The following is a 20,112-nucleotide window of genomic DNA, read 5'->3' as shown; positions in this document are numbered from 1 at the left end:
GTTTTAAGCTGTTTTTAGAATACCATTCGGTACAAATATTATTTTTTCTTTAAAAGCCTTTCTTAAAAGCATTATGTTGAAATCGGCATTTTTTCGACAGAGGATAGGATGGTACATGTGATACAAAATTGCTGAATAATAGACTCTTTTCCAGCCAATGCCATTGTTCATCAATCGCTGTGTCATTTCGGAATCTTCAGGTCCCCATCCGACAAAATCTTCGTTGTATCCATTTATGGCCATGACATCTTTTTTGAAGAATCCCATGTTACAACCGTATGTTCCGTTGGATGATCCTGAAATATAGCGGTTCGTTCTGTTCCACATGAATCGAGCTCTTATCTGGTGCTTTACATTCCATTTTGTTTCTACGAAAATTTCATGGAGATTAGGCAGTCTTTTTCTTCTGACCAATCTTTTTGTAAGCCTTTCTCTCAGGTTTATTCGGTATCCCGAAATATAAAAACCTTCTTCGGCTTGAAGGCTGTAATCTAATATGAAATTTTTATCCAAAATGCAGTCTTGGTCTGTTGTTATAATAAAATCAGACTCCGACATCATGATGGATTTGTTCAGTATTTTGGCTCTTTGATAGCCAGTATCTTCATGCCAAGCGTGTTTCAGATTTTTGATTTTGCTTTTGTACGAATTAATCAAATCTCTTGTTTCTTGTCTCGAACCATCATCAGCAATAATTACTTCATCCGGCTGTTTCTTTTGCCTGACAATGCTTTGCAAGGATAGTTCCAATGCTTCAGGCCAATTGTAAGTTGTGATAATTAAGCAAATTTTCATAGCGGCTTTTTTATGGCAAAATTAGCAATTAAAAATGATATAGCGATTCCTTACATTTGTGTCTTTCTTTTATTATAAACTTATAAAATTATTTAAATCCATGGGCTTAGCGAAATATTGGTATAAATACACCAACAAGAAGAAATACCGTAGCTTGAAAAATAAGCTGAACCAGGAGAAAAGGATAAAAAGATATAACCGTGATTATAGTTCTATTATTCAAGGTATTCTTCATAAAATTCAACATCAAAAAAACTTAAGTTTTAGGCATTCAGGACATTTGGGCGATATTGTCTATTCTTTGCCTGTCATCAAAGAGCTTTCGAAAACCCATAACTGTACTTTATATATAAGAGCTGACAAGCCAATGACTTCTGAATATTATAAGCATCCGTCTGGGAACGTGATGCTCTCAAAAAATATAATTTCTAAATTTTTGCCGTTGCTAAAACAACAGAACTACTTGAGCCATGTCGCTTTTTGGGAAGACGAAGAAATAGATATTGATTTGGACTTGTTTAGAGATCTTCCGGTTGATTTCAGTTTCTTATCGCATCGATGGTATTTTCATATCGCAGGTGTCCAACCCGACTTAAATCAAAAATATCTGGAAGTTACAGATCATGCCACCATAAAAGATAAAGTTGTCATCGTAAGAAGCTTAAGAGCCCAGAACTATTTTGCAGATTACAGTTTTCTTTCTAAATATGACAACTTGCTTTTTATCGGAATCAAGGAAGAATATGAAGAGCTAAAAAAAATGGTGCCTAACCTCGAATTCTATGATGTAAAAGATTTTTATGAAATGGCACAGATTATCAAATCGTCTAAGTTTTTCTTAGGAAACCAATCTTTTGCTTATGCGTTGGCAGACGGACTAAAGGTGCCAAGATTACTCGAAGCCAATCCTGAATTTCCGGTAGTGTATCCGATTGGAGAAAAAGCGTATGATTTTTATTTTCAAGAACATTTCGAGTTCTACTTCGACAAGCTGTATACTAATTTATAGGCTTTTGTAAAATTGATAATAGTTCTCTTTGATGACGTGGACATCGTGATTTTCTTGCACTAATCTGAATGCATTTTCGGTAATTCTTTTTGCAACTTCACTATCTGTCAAGACTTTCAAAGTGTATTCTGCCAAAGTTTTCGAATCTTTGATGTCGGTCAAAAACCCCGTTTCGTTGTTTTTAACCACTTCGCGGATGCCGCCTGCATCGGTACTGACAACTGGGACTTTGCATGAAAATGCCTCATATACCGTCAAAGGAAGCCCTTCGGTTAAAGAAGTCAGAAGAAAGACATCAAACTCTGGAAGCAAATCCGGAACGTTATTCTGGTAGCCAGTAAAAATTAACGAATCTTCCAATTCTTTTGAGCGAGTATATTCATGAAGTTCATTCCATAAAACGCCAGTTCCGATAATTACAAATTTAATAGATAGGCTTTCGGGCTTGGTTTCCAGAATGATTTTTGCTGTATCGATAAAAGTAAAAATGTCTTTCTGGTTCGATAATCCCGCAATATTTCCGACAATTTTCGTAGCATTGTCCATTCCATATTTCTGATGAAGAAGATTTTGGCTTTTTCGATTTGCGAAGGAAGCAACATCAATAGCATCATAAATGGTGACCAGACGATCTTTATCTGGAATGATGTGGTCAAAAATTGCCTCTACAGCTTTTGAAACCGAAATTATTTTTACGATTCGAGGATGGGAATATTTATATCGGTTTAGGAATTTGTCCTTGATACGATTGTTTCTCTTTCTGCTTAAGACTATCTTGATTGTGCTCGGTAAAAATTTAATAGCAATCAATGTATAGGTCAGAGCAGTAGAATCATGAACGTGAATAACGTCGATATTTTCCTGTTTGCAGATTTTGATAATCGCCTTGATGGTATTAAAAAAGCGGAATTTATTCTTTTTGTAAGTACGGCATCCCATCTTTTCGATGTCGCACATTTTTGCCAAATCAGAATTTTGAGGACAGAGAATAAATTGTTTCAAGTCTTTTTTTTCCTGCAGAAGCTTATAAACGGTGTACATCTGCAAGTCACCGCCTCTCATGCCAACCATAGTTGTAACATTTAATATCCTCATCCAGATTATTTTATTTTATAAATACCCAATGCCTTCTTTATTTTTTTGCTTAAGAGAACTAGTTTTACATATAGACGGTTTTTTAAGCTCAAAAACAGCCAATTTTTATGCGGAATCAATTCTCTCTCGATTAAGGTATTTATTTTTTCTGAGACTATGAAATCTTTATTAATATTTGTCCACTTTACATTGTCATAGCCGTCAAATTCATTCACTTTATTTTTTTCGTGAATGATTGACATCCATAAGCGTTTGTTGGTAATCTGGGTAATTCTGGTTTCTTTCTTCCAAAGAGTGTGGTCGTTGAACCAAACTGTTTTTGGTTCCTCATTTTTTTCAATCAGACTGATGAACGGATTGAAAATATGTTCTTTTTTTCCTAATATAAAGCGAGGCTTTACTTGAAGCGAATAGCCTTTTATAATATCGACAGCTTCGTAGTCCTGCGACTTGAATTTATGCTGTACTTCGTTAATGAAATTTTTGTGGATGCAGTCGTCGTTGTCAATTCTTGAAGTAATCAGAAAAGGAATGCCTTTTGAATCTTCAGAAATAAATTGTTGAATTGACGGATAAAATTCAGGCATGCCGTTAATATAAAAAGCCTTGATATTCGCATGATGCGAAATCAAGTCAGCAATAGCCTTTTTGTATTTTTCAGGCGTAGTAGTATCAAAAAATAAAAGCCAATTAAAATTTTTGTTGGTTTGAGCCGCAACAGAAGGAAAGCAAAAGTTCTCAAAGAGCCACATTCTGTCTTCCATCCATTCATCCGTCAGCAAGGTTTCGTTATTTTTAGTAACGTCCCATTCTGGATTTTTCAGATTAAACCTAGTAATAAGATAGTGTTTAAACATTTATCAGATTCTAATTTACTTTTCAGCAATTTTTTTGTAAATTTAAATTAAATATTTGAACTCTAAAATCGAAAATGGTTACTTTTGTGAACAAAATAAGAAAACCATAGATGCACGAAGTTTACAATCCAAAATTCTTATACCAGAAAGAAGCAATAAAAGACTGTATTGCTAATTTTGAGGCTAAAGGTATTTTGTTTGTTGATGGAAAGCGCAATAAGATTAGGCTTTTTGAGATAGAGGGTATCACGCTGAATGTGAAATCTTTCAAGATTCCTAACTTCATCAATCAGGTTGCTTACAAATTCTTCAGACGTTCTAAAGCACGCCGTTCTTTTGAATTTGCAAACATACTTTTGGAAAAAGGAATTGGTACCCCGCAGCCAATCGCTTATTTTGAAAATTTTAAAAATGTTCTTTACGATAGCTATTACATCAGCGAGCAACTGGAAGCTGATCTGACATTTAGAGAACTGACTACTGATTTGAATTATCCTGACCATGAAATGATTCTTCGTCAATTCACCCAGTTTTCGTTCAACTTGCATGAAAACGGAATCGAATTTTTAGATCATACGCCAGGAAATACATTGATTAAGAAAAGAACCGAAGGAAAATACGATTTCTTCTTGGTAGACCTAAACAGAATGCAGTTCCATAAATCGATGACCTTGAAACAGCGCATCGTGAATCTTTCAAAACTGACGCCCAAAAGAGAACTGGTCGAAGTGATGAGCGATGAATACGCTAAGCTGTATGGAAAGCCTTATGAAGAAATACTGGAAATGATGATTTCGGAAACAGAATCTTTCAGAAACAGGTTCTACAGAAAAAAACGCATCAAGAAAAGACTGCTGTTCTGGAAATAATATTTCTTACCAATTGAGACTATGAAAGCATCCGTAATAATGAGTACCTATAATGCCGAAGAATGGCTTGAAAAAGTCATATGGGGATTTAGTGTGCAGACCGAACTTGATTTTGAAATCATTATTGCCGATGACGGATCCAAACCAAAAACTAAGGAACTGCTTGATACTTTGAGACCGCAGATTTCGATGCCGCTTATCCATGTATGGCAAGAAGACAACGGTTTCCAAAAGTCACAAATCTTAAATAAAGCAATTGTTGCTTCTAATTCTGACTATCTTATTTTTACCGATGGCGATTGTATTCCGCGTAAAGATTTTGTAGAAACCCATCTTCATTACAGAGAAAGAGGCTATTTTCTTTCAGGAGGCTACTTTATGCTCCCGATGAATATTTCGCAAGCCATCACCAAGAATCATATCTTGCACCAAAACTGTTTTGATGTGAAATGGCTTGTCGGGCGAGGCTTGAAAAAATCATTCAAGAACACAAAATTATCTGCTACAGGTTTCTGGGGTCGATTCTTAAATTTTATTACGCCTACAAAAGCGACTTGGAACGGACATAATGCTTCGGGCTGGAAAGATGATTTGGTTGCCATTAACGGCTTCAACCAAGAAATGCAGTATGGCGGACAGGATCGCGAGTTGGGCGAACGGCTTTTTAATAAAGGGTTGAAGTCAAAACAAATCCGCTATAGCGCTATTGTCATTCATCTGGATCATGCGCGTGGCTACGTAAATGAAGCTACTTGGAAGAAAAATTTTGCAATCCGCGAAAATACCAGAAAGAACAAGGTAGTAAAAACGCCAATCGGAATCGATTCCAACTAATTTTTTTCTAAATAACTCTCAAGCTCTGGAATAATCAGTTCCGGAGTAAAAGCCTCGTACAATTTCATAGCTTGGTCTTTCATCTCTTTAGCCGATTTTTTTCCGTACAATTCTGGTTTCAAATCTTTTAGATGTACGGACACATTATCTGAGCCATCTTCGAAAGCATTCCATGCTTCCTTTTTGATCCACGTAGAAAAAATCGTAAAAGTCGGTTTGTAAAGTGCTTTTGCCATATTTACAGCGCCGCCTTCGTTGCCAATCAAAGCGTTGCAATGATAGGTAATCGATAAGAACTCACGGATGCTTCCCGGAACAATATCAATCTTGATGTTTTTTTGAGTTTCCGGTTGGCATAGCTCGAATATTTGTTGTGCCTCTTTAGATTGTGATGGCATATAATTGAATAGGAGCGTAGCATCAGTTTTTGCCACTATCGCATCTAGAATTTTTGCCATATAGGGGAAAGGATACGTTTTGTTATTACCGCTACCCAAGGCTCCAATCATGTAGACTTTTTTTGAAAAATCGATATTATTTTTTGTCAATATCTCTTTGCCATTTTTGATTTCTTCTTCTGTCAAAAAGATTTTAGGATGGTTATCGAAAGGAATTTTTGAAGAAAAAGGTTCCAGCAATAACATTCGGTTTTCTATGGCCAGACCTGCCGAAGTTTTGGGCTTAGAAAGCGCTCTAAAAGTATCTGTATATAAAAAGTTGGTATAGGATTTCCGGAAGCCTATTTTCTTTTTGGCGCCAGACATTCCTACGACCAGATTGCTTTCCAGCTTTCCGTAAGCATCGATTACAATATCATACTTAGTCTTTCTGATTGAAACCAAAAAATGCAACAACGCCTTTTTGCTCTTGCGAAATTCCTCCTTGAAAAGTAGTAGATTGTCGATATTCGGATTGTTTTCTACCACGGGCTTTGTAAACGGATAAATCAGATAATCGATCTGCGCATCAGGATAGGCCGTTTTCAAATTATTGCATAGGATTGAACTGGCCAAAACATCGCCGATCATTTTCTGCTGAATCACAAGTATCTTTTTCATCGTTACATAAATTATGAATTACGAATTAAGAATTACGAAAGCACAATGCGAATTCGTAAATCATAATTCGTAATTCCAAACTCATAATTATACCGCAACATCGTATTCTCTTAACGCATTGTTTAGAGAAGTTTTTAAGTCGGTCGAAGGCTTTCTTTTTCCGATAATCAAGGCACAAGGAACTTGAAATTCCCCTGCTGCAAATTTTTTAGTATAGCTTCCCGGAATCACAACTGATCGGGCAGGAACAACACCCTTCATTTCTACAGGCTCGTCACCAGTTACATCGATAATTTTTGTAGAGGCGGTAAGACAGACGTTGGCACCAAGAACTGCTTCCGTTTCAACACGCACGCCTTCTACTACGATGCATCTGGAACCGATAAAAGCACCATCTTCAATAATTACAGGAGCGGCCTGTAAAGGTTCTAAAACACCGCCGATTCCAACACCGCCGCTCAAATGCACATTCTTTCCTATTTGTGCGCAACTTCCAACGGTTGCCCAAGTGTCTACCATAGTTCCTTCATCAACATAAGCACCAATATTTACATAGCTTGGCATCAAGATCACGCCGCTGGAAATATAAGCTCCGTGGCGGGCTACTGCATTGGGAACAACACGGATTCCTTTTTCAGCATAGCCTCTTTTTAACGGCATCTTGTCGTGATATTCAAAAATTCCTGCCTCAAGAGTTTCCATCTTTTGGATAGGAAAATACATTACTACTGCTTTTTTTACCCATTCGTTAACCTGCCAACCGTTTTCTATAGGTTCGGCAACACGAAGCTTGCCGCTATCCAGAAGCTCGATAACTTCACGAATTGCTGTTGTTGTTTTTTCTTCTTGCAGCAGCGCTCGGTTTTCCCATGCCTGCTCTATAATAGTCTGCAAAGTGCTCATAAAATTTGATTTTCAACAAAGATATGTTTTTTTGGATTTATGATTTTCGATTTGAGAAGTAAGATTTTTCTAAAGTCCAGCAATAATACAAAAGCTTGGTAAGATTAGTCAAGATTTGCGTAAGCTTACTAAAAAGCAATTGTTTTTTCGATGCTTTTGAGATTGGGAAAATAAAAATGTAATTTTGAAGCAATTAATTTATTTTATGAAGAATACAATTCTTTTGCTAGTTGCTTTTGCAGTTATTTCTTGTAAAAAACAACAATCTGTTGATGAAGAAAACAATAATTATAGGCTGGAATTAAATAAAAAAATAACTCCGAACAAGCCTTTTTTTGATTTTGATGAAGTTACGCATTATCAAATTTCGATTTCTGAGAAGGACTTTTTAGATTTAGTCCATGTAGATAGTGTTTCAGAAGAAGGTAAACTACTTTCCTGTTTATTAGAAGATCCTTGTCCTATAACCCAAGAGGAGAAAGTAAAATTTGAAAAAGCTATTAAATCTGTAGATAAACAGGAAAATGTTATTAATCCCAAATATTATAATGAATTAAGAAATAAAATTTTTACAGAAAAAAAATGTAAGGAGAGTTGGGCTTATGCTTGTGCGCCTCTCTATAGAGATATTTTTATTTTTAAAAAAAATAAAATGGAAACTGGAATGGCAAAAATTTGCTTCGAATGCCAATTGTTTAGTTTTTCAAATGAAGAGGCAGTTACAGATTGTTTTAATATGAATGGTGAATTGGGTAGGCTTAAAAAAATAATTTTAAAAAATAAAAAGAAAAACTAAAATGCCAAGAATTCTAGCTATAGACTACGGACAAAAACGTACAGGAATTGCTGTGACCGACGAGATGCAGATTATCGCGTCTGGACTGACGACGGTTCCTTCGGAAACTGCCATCGCTTTTCTGAAAGATTATTTTGCAAAAGAAAAGGTAGAAAGAGTGCTAATTGGCGAGCCGAAACAAATGGATTATACGCCATCGGAAAGCACAAAAATTATAGAAGCATTTGTAGAAAAATTGAAAACTAATTTTCCAGACCTTCCAATCGAAAGGGTCGATGAGCGGTTTACATCAAAAATGGCATTCCAGACCATGATTGATAGTGGGCTCAAAAAAAAGCAACGGCAAAATAAAGCACTAATTGATGAAATTTCGGCAACAATAATGCTTCAAGATTACTTATCTAGAAAAAAAATCTAGATTTTATTTTTATTTTGTCAAAAATCCTATTTCCTATTTAAATTTAGTATAAATAACAGAATTTTTGCATCTTTCAAAGTATCTTTGCACGACAAAAATTTTGTGATGACAACTACAACTTTACAAACCGAAACGGATGTGGTTTTAATCGGCGCCGGAATCATGAGCGCTACTTTAGGCTTGCTGCTTAAAGAACTGAATCCCAATATTAAAATTGAAATTTACGAAAGGCTTGATATGGCTGCTGCCGAAAGCTCTGACGCATGGAATAATGCCGGGACGGGCCATTCTGCTTTTTGCGAGTTAAACTATACGCCTCAACTTCCTAATGGAGAGATCGAGACTAAAAAAGCGGTAAAAATTGCCGAATCTTTTGAAGTTTCAAAACAATTTTGGGCCTATCTGGTAGAGAAAAATCTGATTTCAAATCCTGAAAACTTTATCAAGAGTATTCCGCACATGAGTTTTGTATGGGGCGAAGAAAATGTAGATTTCTTGAAGAAACGATACGATGCCTTGCAACAATACAGCCTTTTCAAAGGGATGGAGTATTCTGAAGATCGAGAAGTAATCCAGTCTTGGATGCCTTTGGTCATGGAAGGTCGAAATCCAAAATCTTTAATCGCTGCAACTTCGATGAAAATCGGAACCGATGTGAATTTTGGAGAGCTGACCCGAAATATCTTTAATTATCTAAAAACTCTCGATGGCGTGAATATGCATTTCCATCATGAGGTAAGAAGCTTGAAAAAAGGAAGTAATGGAGGTTGGGAATTGAAAATAAAAGATCTCGAAAAAAGCGACAAGACCAAAGTAAAAACCCGATTTGTTTTTATCGGAGCCGGAGGTGGATCACTGCCATTGCTTGAAAAAGCAGGCATTCCGGAAGGAGATGGTTTTGGCGGCTTCCCTGTAAGCGGACAATGGCTTAAGTGCGTAAACGAAGAAATAATCGCGAAGCATAACGCTAAAGTATATGGCAAAGCTTCTGTAGGTGCGCCACCAATGTCGGTACCGCACATCGATTCTAGAATGATTGACGGTAAAAAAGCATTATTGTTTGGTCCGTATGCCGGATTTTCGACTAAATTTTTAAAAAACGGTTCCTATCTAGATCTGCCGCTTTCGATCAAGACAAATAATCTGATACCAATGCTTTCTGCAGGATTTCATAATCTGCCACTGACCAAATATTTGATCGATCAAGTACGCCAATCTCCTGAAGACAGGCTTCAAGCCTTAAAAGAATACTTGCCGGATGCTAAGATGGAAGACTGGGTTTTGGAAACTGCCGGACAGCGAGTCCAAGTTATCAAAAAAGGAGAGAATGGCGGTGGTGTTTTAGAATTCGGGACAGAAGTTGTAACGGCTGGCGATGGTTCTTTAGCCGTATTATTAGGTGCTTCTCCGGGAGCTTCTACTGCTGTTTCAATTATGCTGGACCTGATTCAGAGATGTTTTACAGAACATGAAAAAACAACAGAATGGCAAGACAAGCTAAAAGCAATGATTCCTTCTTACGGAATTTCACTCAATGAAAATGAGGCATTGCTTAAGCAGGTAAGAGAGCATTCTGCGCAAGTTTTAAAACTGGATACACTTTAAATTGTAAAAAAATATATAAAAAGCCCGAAATTCTTACGAGTTTCGGGCTTTTGCTATTTTGTCTGATGTAATTGCTTAGACGCTTTTACAATACTTTCCGAAAGATTTGTCAGCCATACCAGTTGCTCGATAACCAGCTGTGCTTCCTGCATTTTAAGCTGGAATTCGTCATCTTCAGAAAGATGCGCTTCTTTTAATTCTTTGGCGCGCATATTCTTCAATTCCGTGAAACGCATGGCTAAGTCCTCGTTAGTGTCGCTGTTTGCCATCTTTTCTGTAATTTCCAAATCGGCAAAAGTTATGGCATAATTCAGGTTTTTTATTACGGTCTGTACCACGACATTAAATGCTTCGGAAGCTTTAGATGTTTTGTGTGTTTGTATGTAAGTTCCCAAAGAAGCCAAAGAAGAAAGTAACGTATGATTTAACACGGCAAGCTTATATACCTGCTGTACTTGTTTTTGTTTCGATTTTGGCTCTTGCGTCATACGCTGGAAAGAAGCCATCAAGTTTCCAATTTCGATAAAAGCATTTTTCCTGGCAATTCTGTAAGATGTCGTCACATCGCCTTTGTTGTTGTAAAAAAGCGAAATTTCGTTGAGGTAATCGCGGTTGGCTTCAATCGACTTCTTGATGTAAATCGGCTGGCTCATGAATTCCCACGAAGGCCAGAAAAAATAATTCGCCAAGAAAGCCAGTCCGGCTCCGACAACAGTATCTAGAATTCGATATTGGATGACATCGTTGATGTTCGGCGTAATGATTCCGTATACAAAAACCACATAAATCGTCACGAAAGTAGCGCCTATCTTATAATTGATAGAAGTAAACGTAAAGCCTAAAATCATTGCTGTGATGGCCAAGGCTCCAATGATAATGTGATTCTGCACAAACAATAATAGGGCAAAAGCAATAAGTCCGCCCGCTACAGTACCAATAATTCTATGGAAAGAACGTTCTTTTGTCAGTCCGTAGCCTGGACGCATAATCACGACAATCGTCAGCAAAATCCAGTATACATTTTGAAACGGAAACAAGCTTCCGATCAAGAACGCAATCATGATTGTGGATGTCAGTCGCAGCGAATGGCGGAAGATAGTTGACGAAAAACTCAAGTTCTCCCTAAGTGTACTCCACGGATAATACTGCGGAGTCAAGAGCTTGTCAAGGTTCTTGTCCCTTCCTTTATAATCATTGCTGTTGAAGTTCGGCATAAAAGCACGCTCAACAATCTTGATTTTCTCGATCTGCTTTTCGGCATAATGGAGCATATTCGAAAGCATCCACACGCCTTCAGAAGCTTTTTCTTTTCCTAATTCCTGCTCATAATCAGAAATGACTTTCTCGAGTGCTTCCAGATCTTTGAGAAGCGAATGCTTCGGAATGTATTTTTTATGGCTTTCTATGCTTTTGAAAATAGCTTTCAGTGATGAGGCCAGATTATAGGCCAAATTCTGGTAAGTTGCCAATACTTTCGGATGGTCTGCAAATTTTTGATGCAGCTTATTGTGGTCGAAAGAGGTTGACAAAGCAAGCTCTAAAATCTCCATCAAAGAGATAAAAACCAAGGTCATCTTTCGCGTTTGGTCAGACGTACCGTTAGAATTACTTCGGTTACGAATCAGAATCTCACGCAAGTTTTCATGAATGGTATTCAATTCGACCTGCAGATACAATTGTTTTTCGATAATCTTTTCGCGTGGAGAATCTACTTTCCATAAATCGCCGCGAAGCTTCATGTATTTTGAAGTGAGGCGTATGCATTCCGCAATCTGCAATTCGGCATAACGGTGTGGCCTGATGTAATTAAAAGTCAATGATATGGCAAGGTAGAATAAGCCGCCTACTAGCATCAACCCTGAATATTGTAGCATTTCCCACCCTTCGTGTATGTGCCCAAAAGCCAAACAAATAGACAGCAGCGCAGAAAACGAAACTTGTGTCGCACGCTGGCCATACACCGAAATCATAGAGAAAAAGAAAATCATGACCGCAATGGCAGGATACAATATCCACGGCAGTGGATACAGGAGATTGACAAGCAGGTTGTTTCCGGCTACGATTAAGGCAGCGACCAAAATACCGTTTATTCGATGTTTCCTGTTACTTGGAATATCGCTCGGATAGGTCAAAAAAGCACCGAGGGCAATATTGAATCCTATCTGGAAATTTCCGGTATAAGAAAATAAAAGTACAGGAATAGCTGATGCCAAAGTTACTTTTAAGGCATTGGAAAAATTAGTGCTGTCGGTAAAATTTCGGACTTTCTGAATCATTGCGAAGCGGTTACTAGCAAAGATAGGAATTGATAAACATTTTCGGAATTAAAAAAATAAAGATTTAACGCTTTCGATGTTACTAAAAGATTACCATCTATTATCTTTTTTCACTATTTTTGCCCTCTGAATTTTGCAGAAACCCTGCTAATTCTTTATAATTCAATACAAAAGAAATGATTTTACCAATTATAGGATACGGTGATCCGGTTTTAAGGAAAGTAGGAGAGGAAGTGCCGAGCGATTATCCTAACCTAAAGCAAGTGGTTGCTGATATGTATGATACGATGTATAATGCTTATGGAGTCGGTCTTGCAGCGCCGCAGGTAGGCCTTAGCTTACGTCTATTTGTTATTGATACTTCTCCGTTTGCGGATGATGAGGATTTAGATGCTGAAGAACAAGAACAACTAAAAAACTTCAAGATGACTTTCATCAATCCAAAAATGTTGAAAGAAGAAGGTGAAGAATGGGGCTTTAACGAAGGCTGCCTAAGTATTCCTGAAGTACGTGAAGACGTGTACAGAAATGAAAAAATCACAATTGAATTTTTTGATGATGATTTCAATAAAAGAACAGAAGAATACGATGGTTTGATTGCCAGAGTAATCCAACACGAGTACGACCATATTGAAGGAATTTTATTCACAGATAAAATATCTTCGCTAAAAAAACAGTTAATAAAGAAAAAACTTCAAAACATCATGGATGGAAAAACGCGTCCGGATTATAAAATGAAGTTTGTTGCCAAAAAAGGCAGATAACACGAACATAAATTAATTTCAATTATAAAAATATCTTTAAAATGAATTTAGAAAAAATATTAGCCATTTCTGGCAAGCCAGGTTTATACGCTTTAAAGCTTCAAACTCGTACGGGATTTGTTGCAGAATCTTTGCTTGACGGAAAGAAAATTACTGTCGGTTTAAGAAGTAATGTGAGCCTTCTTTCAGAAATCTCTATGTATACCTACGATCAAGAAAAACCATTGGCTGAAGTAATGAGAGCTATTGCGGTAAAAGAAGACAATGGTCCTGCTATATCACACAAAGAAGACAATGCAAAATTAGCCGCTTATTTCTTGGAAATTTTGCCAGATTATGATCAAGACAGAGTATATCCGTCAGATATCAAAAAAGTATTGAACTGGTACAATATGCTTCAGGCTAAAGGTTTGGTTTCAAAAGAAGCCCCAGCTCCAAAAGCGAAAGAAGAAGTTCCAGCAGAAGAAAATTCAAAGTAATATTCTCCTAAAACATAAAAAACCTCGTTTAGTAATAAGCGAGGTTTTTTTATTTTTAGCTCAGTAGGAGCAAAAAGAGCAGTGGAAAGACGATGCCTGCAATGGCTAATTTCCAGCCTCTTTGCTTGAACGTAAATTTTCCATACGGAATCATCAGTGCTCCTGTTACTGCAATTAGGATTAATGAAATTCCAAAAATATCTGAATAGTAGATCCACCATTCCGAAGTGTTTTTATGCAGCTTCATGGCTTGGCTAATGATAGGCGTTTTCTTGAAAGCGACAATTTCTCCTTTTCCAGAAGCCATATCGATTTCTACATCGTGGTTTTCGAAAGAAATCTTGAATGTTCCTTTTTTTATGGAGTGACGCCTGATTTTGTCGTCGATTCCGAATTCTTTTCCTAACGATTCCGCATATTTCTCACTAATGAGTTCTTCTGATGGTAATTTTACTTCAATCGCTTTTGTTTCAATCGTATATTTTTCAGGATGCCAGCTTTCTCGGTGGTTCATCAGGATGCCCGAAAAGGCAAAAGAAATAATCAATCCGATATAGAAATAGCCTAAGTCGCGGTGCAGTCCTCTTATTTTTTGTTGCTTCATGTTAGTTTTTAAAAAGATGCCGCAAATATACTTTACTTTTCTAAAGTGCTAAGCAAAAAAAGCCCCGTTTTAAACGAGGCTCTGTATCTTATTTATTTCTGTTCATAATCATAATTCACCATCCAAAGGATACCAAATTTATCTATGAACATGCCGAAAAAGGCACCCCAGAAAGTTTTTTCTAGCGGCATAGTTACTTTCCCGCCATTAGAAAGTCCGTCGAAAAGTTTTTGAGCTTCTGCTTCGCTTTCTGTATTGATAGAAACTGAGAAATTGGTTCCTGCAATAGCTGCTTGCTGTCCGAAAGCTTCGCTTGTGTCGCTTCCCATCAATATAGTTTCTTTGCTGATAGGCAGTGAAACGTGCATGATTAATTCTCCTGTGCCATCAGGAAGCGTCTGTTCTGAAGGCATGTCTTTGAATTTTCCGATATATGAAAATTCGCCACCAAATACAGATTTGTAAAATAGAAACGCTGCTTCGCAGTCTCCATTAAAAGTAAGATAAGGATTTACTTGTGCCATTTTGATTGTTTTATAGTTTTTGTTCGTTTGTAAAGCTATTGAACTTTTTTCATAGCAAATTGCTCTGCTTTTGCTTTTCCGTCTTTCATTCCAGAAATTTCTGCTACAAGGCTGTCATTTGTAATCTTGTTATAGGTGATTTTATTTGGATAATCGTGTTTAGGGTTTTCAAAAATTAGCTGTTTGTCTGAAGAAGAAGTCAGGGCAAAATCGACAGGCTTTTCATCGTTTTGGCCTTTTACCGAAACTTCATAAACCAGCTGGTTTTCTTTCTGCCACAATCGTACGCTTTCAGCAAAGACAGTGTCTTTTCCGATGACGAAGTAGCTTTCTCCGTGAAAAGTAGAATCGTTTTCTTTTGTCCAGATTTCAGACATATTGCCTTCTTTAGAACTGTTTTCCCAACGTCCCAAGAACCAGTCTGCCTTTTGGATTTCAGCAAAGCTTTTTGGTGTAGGTTCAACAGGAGGTAGTTTTGCATCGTGTGCTTCTTTACAAGAAACAGCAGAAATTGCTGCCAAGACAGCTATTGCATAAAAAGTTTTTTTCATAATGTTCTGTTTTTGTTTGTATGCAAATATGGGGAAATTGGCACGGATAAAAATTGTAAAAAAGCGACTTGGACTTATTCTAAGTTGAAATATTTTGCCATTTCCAGATTTTCAGAGAAATATTGCTTCGGATTTAGTCCCGTAAAGTACTTGAAATCTTTGATGAAATGAGCCTGGTCATAAAAACCGCCGTCGTGTGCGACATTAGTAAAATTTCTAAAATCTTTATTTTCAATCAGCTGTAAGGCATTGTTGAATCGGATGATTCTTGAAAATAATTTCAAACTCAACCCGACGTTAGAAAGGAATTTTCGTTCCAGATGTCGCTTTCCTGTATTCAGGTCTTCGGTTAGTTTTTCTATAGAAATCATTCCGTCTGATTGGATGATTTCTTCAACACAGCGTTCGATGTCGTCGTTGTTAGGAGCATTTTCGAGTCTGCTTTCAAGAAAGTTTTCGATTACGGTAATGCGCTCGTCATTGCTTTGGCAACGGTTCATGTCTTCTTCTAAAAGACTTCCTTCTTTCCAGATTTTTGAAACCTCCATGAAGACTTCGGTCAGGTTGCTGACAGGAAGATCAATAAAAGGCTGCAATCCAGCAGGCTGGAATCGGATGCTGAAAATCCCCACTTTTCCTATTCCTTGTACTTCGATAAATTTTTTGAGCTGTCCGTGAATAAAGCTTTTCGGCTGTACTTCGGCCTCACCTTTAGGATTATAGGTAACAAATAAGTCGCCATGATTAAAAATCAGCTCGATACACCCATCAGGAAAAATCCGTTCTCTAGAATGAGGCGTAGAATCTTCCAAGTTGTCGAGACTCCAATAACAGCGAATGTATTTCGAAAGCCTATCGTTTGGCGAATAAAGTTGATAGTCCATCCCTAATTATTTACCATAGGAAATGTGTTTTCATCTTTGTTTCTTAAATCGAGTCCGCCTTCATAAACGGATTTTAGATTGACTAGGTAAAAGCTCCAGCCAGTGTGACAGCCCAAGCGAATGTCTTTTTTTGAGCCTTCATCGGTCGGAATGTTTTTCTGGGTCAGTTCCACAATAACATAATCATTTTCTTGAGAGAGTTTTATGTCGACAAGACAATTTCCGGCAAACGTAAATTGCACGAAATCGGCACCATTAGCTTCTGTAATCTTTCCCTTTTCAACCTCCTCATATAAAAACCATCGCCATTCATAAGAAAAACCTTTAGCTACAGGGCTGTCAGCATGAATCTTTTTTCCGTCTAAATCAAAGAAAGAAGCGTTGCTTAGAAACCATTTTTCTATCTCAGAACTTTTTGTCCAGGCATCATAAAGTTTTGAAATGCTTGATTTTACTGCAATTTTTCTTGTAAATTTTGTCCAGTCGAAATTTTCCATAATCAACGTTTTTATTTCAAAAGTAAGTAAAAAATCTCATGGCCTTGCTCCATAAAACGTAAACAATTTTTTTGTAAATTTGCACTCCAAACAAAGGAAAGAAAAAGATGTTAGATAGATTGCAGATTGTAAAACAGCGTTTTGACGAGATTTCGGATCTGATCATCCAGCCGGATGTGATTGCCGACCAGAAGCGTTATGTTCAATTGAACAAGGAATATAAAGACTTGAAAGCGCTTGCTGAAAAGCGTGACGAGTACGTGAATATAATGGGCAACATCGAAGAAGCAAACGAAATTATTGCTGACGGTAGCGACCCAGAAATGACTGAAATGGCAAAAATGCAGTTGGATGAAGCCAAACAAAGATTGCCAGAACTAGAAGAAGAAATCAAATTCATGCTGATCCCAAAAGATCCGGAAGATGCTAAAAACGTAATGGTTGAGATTCGTGCCGGAACGGGTGGTGATGAGGCGAGTATCTTTGCCGGAGATTTGTTCCGTATGTATACTAAATATTGCGAAAGCAAAGGCTGGAGAACTTCAGTTGTAGATATGAACGAAGGAACTTCTGGAGGTTTCAAGGAGGTTATTTTTGAAGTAACTGGCGATGATGTTTACGGTACTTTAAAATTCGAAGCTGGCGTACACCGCGTGCAACGTGTTCCGCAGACTGAAACACAAGGCCGTGTGCATACTTCGGCAGCAACGGTAATGGTTTTGCCAGAAGCGGAAGAATTTGACGTGCAGATTGATATGAATGATGTCCGTATTGACTTTTTCTGTTCATCAGGACCTGGAGGACAGTCGGTAAATACGACGAAATCTGCTGTTCGTTTGACGCACATTCCGACAGGATTGGTGGCGCAATGCCAAGATGAAAAATCACAGCACAAAAATAAAGACAAAGCATTTACCGTTTTGCGTTCTCGTCTGTATGAGCAAGAATTAGCTAAAAAACAGGAAGAAGATGCTCAAAAACGTAGCTCGCAGGTAAGTTCGGGTGACCGTTCTGCAAAAATCCGTACCTATAATTACGCTCAAGGGCGTGTAACGGATCACAGAATCGGATTGACGTTATACGATTTAGGAAATATCATGAACGGAGATATCCATAAAATTGTAGACGAGCTTCAATTGGTAAGCAATACCGAAAAATTAAAAGAAGCCAGCGAAGTATTCTAAAATAAACAAGCCTCATTATTGGGGCTTTTTTTATAAAATTAACCTTTTCCAAGCAATGACAACACAACAGCTAACAAATCAAATTCGCCAAAAAAAATCATTTCTCTGCATCGGCCTTGATGTGGATTTAAATAAAATTCCGCAACATCTTCTAGCAACAGAAGACCCGATATTTGAATTCAACAAAGTCATAATCGACGCTACACATGATCTTGCCGTTGCTTATAAGCCGAATACTGCTTTTTATGAAGCGTATGGAATTAAAGGCTGGATTTCGTTAGAAAAAACTATTGCCTATATCAATCAGAAACATCCGGAGATTTTTACGATTGCGGATGCAAAACGTGGCGATATCGGAAATACTTCGGCTATGTATGCCAAAGCATTTCTACAAGATATGGCTTTTGATTCGGTAACAGTAGCGCCTTATATGGGAAAAGATTCGGTTGAGCCTTTTTTAGCTGTGGAAGATAAATTTACGATACTCTTGGCACTGACTTCTAATGAAGGTGCTTTTGATTTTCAGACCAAATCTGTGGACGGAAAAGAGCTTTACAAACAAGTAATCGAAATGTCTAAGTCATGGAAAAATTCTGAAAACCTAATGTATGTTGTAGGTGCGACCAAAGCGGAATTTTTCACTGAGATTCGAAAGATAATTCCAAATAGCTTCTTATTAGTTCCAGGTGTCGGTGCTCAAGGCGGTAGCCTATCGGAAGTATGCAAATACGGAATGTCTGAAAATGTAGGCTTGCTGATCAATTCTTCAAGAGGAATTATTTATGCTTCGCAAGAAAAAGATTTTGCGGAAAAAGCTAGAGAAGAAGCTCTAAAAATACAGCAAGAAATGGAACACATCCTCAAATAAATCTCTATGGACAGAACTTTTATTCTTCGTTTTGCCGTTGCCGTAATTTTGATCATGCACAGCGTGCCGGGCATGTTTAACAATGGCATTAATGATTTTGGTAATCTGTATCTGAATATGGTGGGTTTTGCGCCTTATGGAGTTTTTCTGGCATGGCTGATTAAATTGTCGCATGTGGCAGCGGCTGTACTGTTGCTCTGGAACAAATATGTTAAGCTGGCATCGATTGTTACCATTTTTATTTTGGTTATGGGTATCGTCATGGTTCATTTTAGCGAAGGCTGGTTCGTTGTCGGCGGTGGAAGAAATGGAGTGGAATTTAACTTTCTGCTTATTTTTGTACTGTTGGCGATTATGTTTCCTAACGGAATTAATAATAAGATAAAAGAATAAGCCATTGAAAACCTATACTGACCAATTAGGAAATCAGTTTGCCTTTGAGACAGCGCCGAAAAGAATCATTTCATTAGTGCCATCGCAAACGGAATTGCTGTTTGATTTAGGCTTAGAAGAAAGTATTATCGGAATAACCAAATTCTGTGTGCATCCTTATCATTTAAAGTCGACCAAGAAAATTATTGGAGGAACAAAAAAAGTCCATTATGAAAAAATACGGCTTCTTCAGCCGGATATTATCATTGCGAATAAAGAAGAAAATACCTTAGAAATTGTTGAAGAACTGCAGAAAATCTGCCCTGTTTGGGTGACTAATATTGTGACTATTGAAGACAATCTGCAGATGATTTCAGATTTCGGACAGTTATTCAACAAACGTACCGAAGCTCAAAAATGGATTGACAAGACCAATTTTGCTTTGGCCGATTTTCAGCATTTTATCAAAGATAAAGAAGTCCAAAAAGTAGCCTATTTCATCTGGGCAAATCCGTATATGGTTGCTGGCGGCGATACTTTTATCAATGAATTGCTGAAACTGAATAAGTTTGAAAATATCTACGATAACAATCCAAAATACGAAGGCAGGTATCCTGAAGTTGTCGTTCAGAAGATGCGAATCCAAGGCGACCCCGATTTGGTCTTGCTTTCTTCAGAACCTTTCCCGTTTAAAGACGAGCACGCTTTTGAATTGGGAAGACATACGCATCATGCCAAAACGATTTTTGTCGATGGCGAAATGTTTTCTTGGTATGGAAGCCGTGTGTTTAAAGCCTTTGACTACTTTAAGAAATTACACGAAAATCTATAAAAAAAGCTGTTCATTTAGAACAGCTTTTTTGTTTGGTT

23 protein-coding genes are annotated in these 20,112 nt (G+C 37.4%); 12 read left to right on the top strand and 11 right to left on the bottom strand.

Going from position 1 to position 20,112, the window contains the following annotated elements; translation table 11 throughout:
- Window positions 1–3: 3 nt before the first annotated feature.
- Window positions 4–795 carry a glycosyltransferase family 2 protein gene (locus CLV94_RS01910; RefSeq protein ID WP_121374775.1) on the bottom strand — a complete coding sequence of 264 codons (792 nt, stop codon included), beginning with the start codon at window positions 793–795 and terminating at the stop codon, window positions 4–6.
- Window positions 796–895: 100 nt separating this feature from the next.
- Here CLV94_RS01910 and CLV94_RS01905 point away from each other — a divergent pair, with 100 nt between their 5' ends.
- On the top strand, window positions 896–1,804 hold the full coding sequence (locus CLV94_RS01905) for a hypothetical protein (RefSeq protein ID WP_121374774.1): 909 nt from the start codon (window positions 896–898) through the stop codon (window positions 1,802–1,804).
- Here CLV94_RS01905 and CLV94_RS01900 read toward each other — a convergent pair.
- On the bottom strand, window positions 1,799–2,899 hold the full coding sequence (locus tag CLV94_RS01900) for a glycosyltransferase family 4 protein (RefSeq protein ID WP_121374773.1): 1,101 nt from the start codon (window positions 2,897–2,899) through the stop codon (window positions 1,799–1,801). The genes CLV94_RS01905 and CLV94_RS01900 overlap by 6 nt on opposite strands.
- A gap of 5 nt (window positions 2,900–2,904) precedes the next feature.
- A complete protein-coding gene (locus CLV94_RS01895; protein WP_121374772.1) occupies window positions 2,905–3,756 on the bottom strand; it encodes a glycosyltransferase in 852 nt (283 codons plus the stop codon).
- Window positions 3,757–3,866: 110 nt separating this feature from the next.
- Here CLV94_RS01895 and CLV94_RS01890 point away from each other — a divergent pair, with 110 nt between their 5' ends.
- Together CLV94_RS01890 and CLV94_RS01885 are read left to right on the top strand one after the other, a co-directional pair.
- Window positions 3,867–4,625 carry a lipopolysaccharide kinase InaA family protein gene (locus tag CLV94_RS01890; protein WP_121374771.1) on the top strand — a complete coding sequence of 253 codons (759 nt, stop codon included), beginning with the start codon at window positions 3,867–3,869 and terminating at the stop codon, window positions 4,623–4,625.
- A gap of 21 nt (window positions 4,626–4,646) precedes the next feature.
- Window positions 4,647–5,459 carry a glycosyltransferase family 2 protein gene (locus CLV94_RS01885; protein ID WP_121374770.1) on the top strand — a complete coding sequence of 271 codons (813 nt, stop codon included), beginning with the start codon at window positions 4,647–4,649 and terminating at the stop codon, window positions 5,457–5,459.
- Here CLV94_RS01885 and CLV94_RS01880 read toward each other — a convergent pair.
- Both CLV94_RS01880 and CLV94_RS01875 read right to left on the bottom strand, forming a co-directional pair.
- On the bottom strand, window positions 5,456–6,517 hold the full coding sequence (locus tag CLV94_RS01880) for a glycosyltransferase family 9 protein (protein WP_245982419.1): 1,062 nt from the start codon (window positions 6,515–6,517) through the stop codon (window positions 5,456–5,458). The genes CLV94_RS01885 and CLV94_RS01880 overlap by 4 nt on opposite strands.
- 87 nt (window positions 6,518–6,604) lie before the next feature.
- Complete coding sequence (locus CLV94_RS01875) at window positions 6,605–7,420, bottom strand: 2,3,4,5-tetrahydropyridine-2,6-dicarboxylate N-succinyltransferase (protein ID WP_121374769.1); 816 nt, start codon at window positions 7,418–7,420, stop codon at window positions 6,605–6,607.
- Between the two features lie 205 nt (window positions 7,421–7,625).
- On the opposite strand from CLV94_RS01875, the gene CLV94_RS01870 reads away from it, so the two are divergent.
- The 3 genes from CLV94_RS01870 to CLV94_RS01860 all read left to right on the top strand — a co-directional run bounded on the left by CLV94_RS01870 (window position 7,626) and on the right by CLV94_RS01860 (window position 10,239).
- Complete coding sequence (locus CLV94_RS01870; RefSeq protein ID WP_121374768.1) at window positions 7,626–8,216, top strand: hypothetical protein; 591 nt, start codon at window positions 7,626–7,628, stop codon at window positions 8,214–8,216.
- A gap of 1 nt (window position 8,217) precedes the next feature.
- On the top strand, window positions 8,218–8,634 hold the full coding sequence (gene ruvX, locus CLV94_RS01865) for a Holliday junction resolvase RuvX (RefSeq protein ID WP_121374767.1): 417 nt from the start codon (window positions 8,218–8,220) through the stop codon (window positions 8,632–8,634).
- Between the two features lie 105 nt (window positions 8,635–8,739).
- Entirely contained in the window at window positions 8,740–10,239 is a 1,500-nt protein-coding gene (locus CLV94_RS01860; protein ID WP_121374766.1) for a malate:quinone oxidoreductase, read from the top strand.
- A gap of 53 nt (window positions 10,240–10,292) precedes the next feature.
- On the opposite strand, the gene CLV94_RS01855 is transcribed toward CLV94_RS01860, so the two are convergent.
- Complete coding sequence (locus CLV94_RS01855) at window positions 10,293–12,515, bottom strand: FUSC family protein (protein ID WP_121374765.1); 2,223 nt, start codon at window positions 12,513–12,515, stop codon at window positions 10,293–10,295.
- 176 nt (window positions 12,516–12,691) lie between these two features.
- Between CLV94_RS01855 and def the strand changes: the two genes are divergently transcribed.
- Entirely contained in the window at window positions 12,692–13,279 is a 588-nt protein-coding gene (gene def / locus CLV94_RS01850; protein ID WP_121374764.1) for a peptide deformylase, read from the top strand.
- Between the two features lie 41 nt (window positions 13,280–13,320).
- A complete protein-coding gene (locus CLV94_RS01845; protein WP_121374763.1) occupies window positions 13,321–13,758 on the top strand; it encodes a DUF5606 family protein in 438 nt (145 codons plus the stop codon).
- A gap of 55 nt (window positions 13,759–13,813) precedes the next feature.
- Here CLV94_RS01845 and CLV94_RS01840 read toward each other — a convergent pair whose 3' ends face one another.
- From CLV94_RS01840 to CLV94_RS01820, 5 genes are all read right to left on the bottom strand, one after another.
- Window positions 13,814–14,362 carry a PepSY-associated TM helix domain-containing protein gene (locus CLV94_RS01840; RefSeq protein ID WP_121374762.1) on the bottom strand — a complete coding sequence of 183 codons (549 nt, stop codon included), beginning with the start codon at window positions 14,360–14,362 and terminating at the stop codon, window positions 13,814–13,816.
- 92 nt (window positions 14,363–14,454) lie between these two features.
- Window positions 14,455–14,886, bottom strand: coding sequence for a VOC family protein (locus CLV94_RS01835; RefSeq protein WP_121374761.1), 432 nt, complete (start codon window positions 14,884–14,886; stop codon window positions 14,455–14,457).
- Between the two features lie 35 nt (window positions 14,887–14,921).
- Window positions 14,922–15,437, bottom strand: a complete 516-nt coding sequence (locus tag CLV94_RS01830) for a DUF6265 family protein (RefSeq protein ID WP_121374760.1) — start codon at window positions 15,435–15,437, stop codon at window positions 14,922–14,924.
- Between the two features lie 74 nt (window positions 15,438–15,511).
- A complete protein-coding gene (locus CLV94_RS01825; RefSeq protein WP_121374759.1) occupies window positions 15,512–16,321 on the bottom strand; it encodes a helix-turn-helix transcriptional regulator in 810 nt (269 codons plus the stop codon).
- A gap of 2 nt (window positions 16,322–16,323) precedes the next feature.
- Complete coding sequence (locus CLV94_RS01820) at window positions 16,324–16,818, bottom strand: SRPBCC family protein (protein ID WP_121374758.1); 495 nt, start codon at window positions 16,816–16,818, stop codon at window positions 16,324–16,326.
- A 107-nt stretch (window positions 16,819–16,925) separates the two neighbouring features.
- Between CLV94_RS01820 and prfA the strand changes: the two genes are divergently transcribed.
- From prfA to CLV94_RS01800, 4 genes are read left to right on the top strand one after another with little or no spacing between them, the layout of a single operon-like run.
- Window positions 16,926–18,002, top strand: a complete 1,077-nt coding sequence (gene prfA, locus CLV94_RS01815; RefSeq protein WP_121374757.1) for a peptide chain release factor 1 — start codon at window positions 16,926–16,928, stop codon at window positions 18,000–18,002.
- A gap of 55 nt (window positions 18,003–18,057) precedes the next feature.
- A complete protein-coding gene (pyrF, locus tag CLV94_RS01810; RefSeq protein ID WP_121374756.1) occupies window positions 18,058–18,870 on the top strand; it encodes an orotidine-5'-phosphate decarboxylase in 813 nt (270 codons plus the stop codon).
- Window positions 18,871–18,876: 6 nt separating this feature from the next.
- Window positions 18,877–19,263 carry a DoxX family protein gene (locus tag CLV94_RS01805; protein WP_121374755.1) on the top strand — a complete coding sequence of 129 codons (387 nt, stop codon included), beginning with the start codon at window positions 18,877–18,879 and terminating at the stop codon, window positions 19,261–19,263.
- 4 nt (window positions 19,264–19,267) lie between these two features.
- On the top strand, window positions 19,268–20,074 hold the full coding sequence (locus tag CLV94_RS01800; RefSeq protein ID WP_121374754.1) for an ABC transporter substrate-binding protein: 807 nt from the start codon (window positions 19,268–19,270) through the stop codon (window positions 20,072–20,074).
- Window positions 20,075–20,112 lie beyond the last annotated feature (38 nt).

Origin of the sequence: Flavobacterium endophyticum (genome assembly GCF_003634455.1) — a bacterium.
Classification (GTDB): domain Bacteria; phylum Bacteroidota; class Bacteroidia; order Flavobacteriales; family Flavobacteriaceae; genus Flavobacterium; species Flavobacterium endophyticum.
This window is presented reverse-complemented; position numbering and strand designations above follow the sequence as displayed.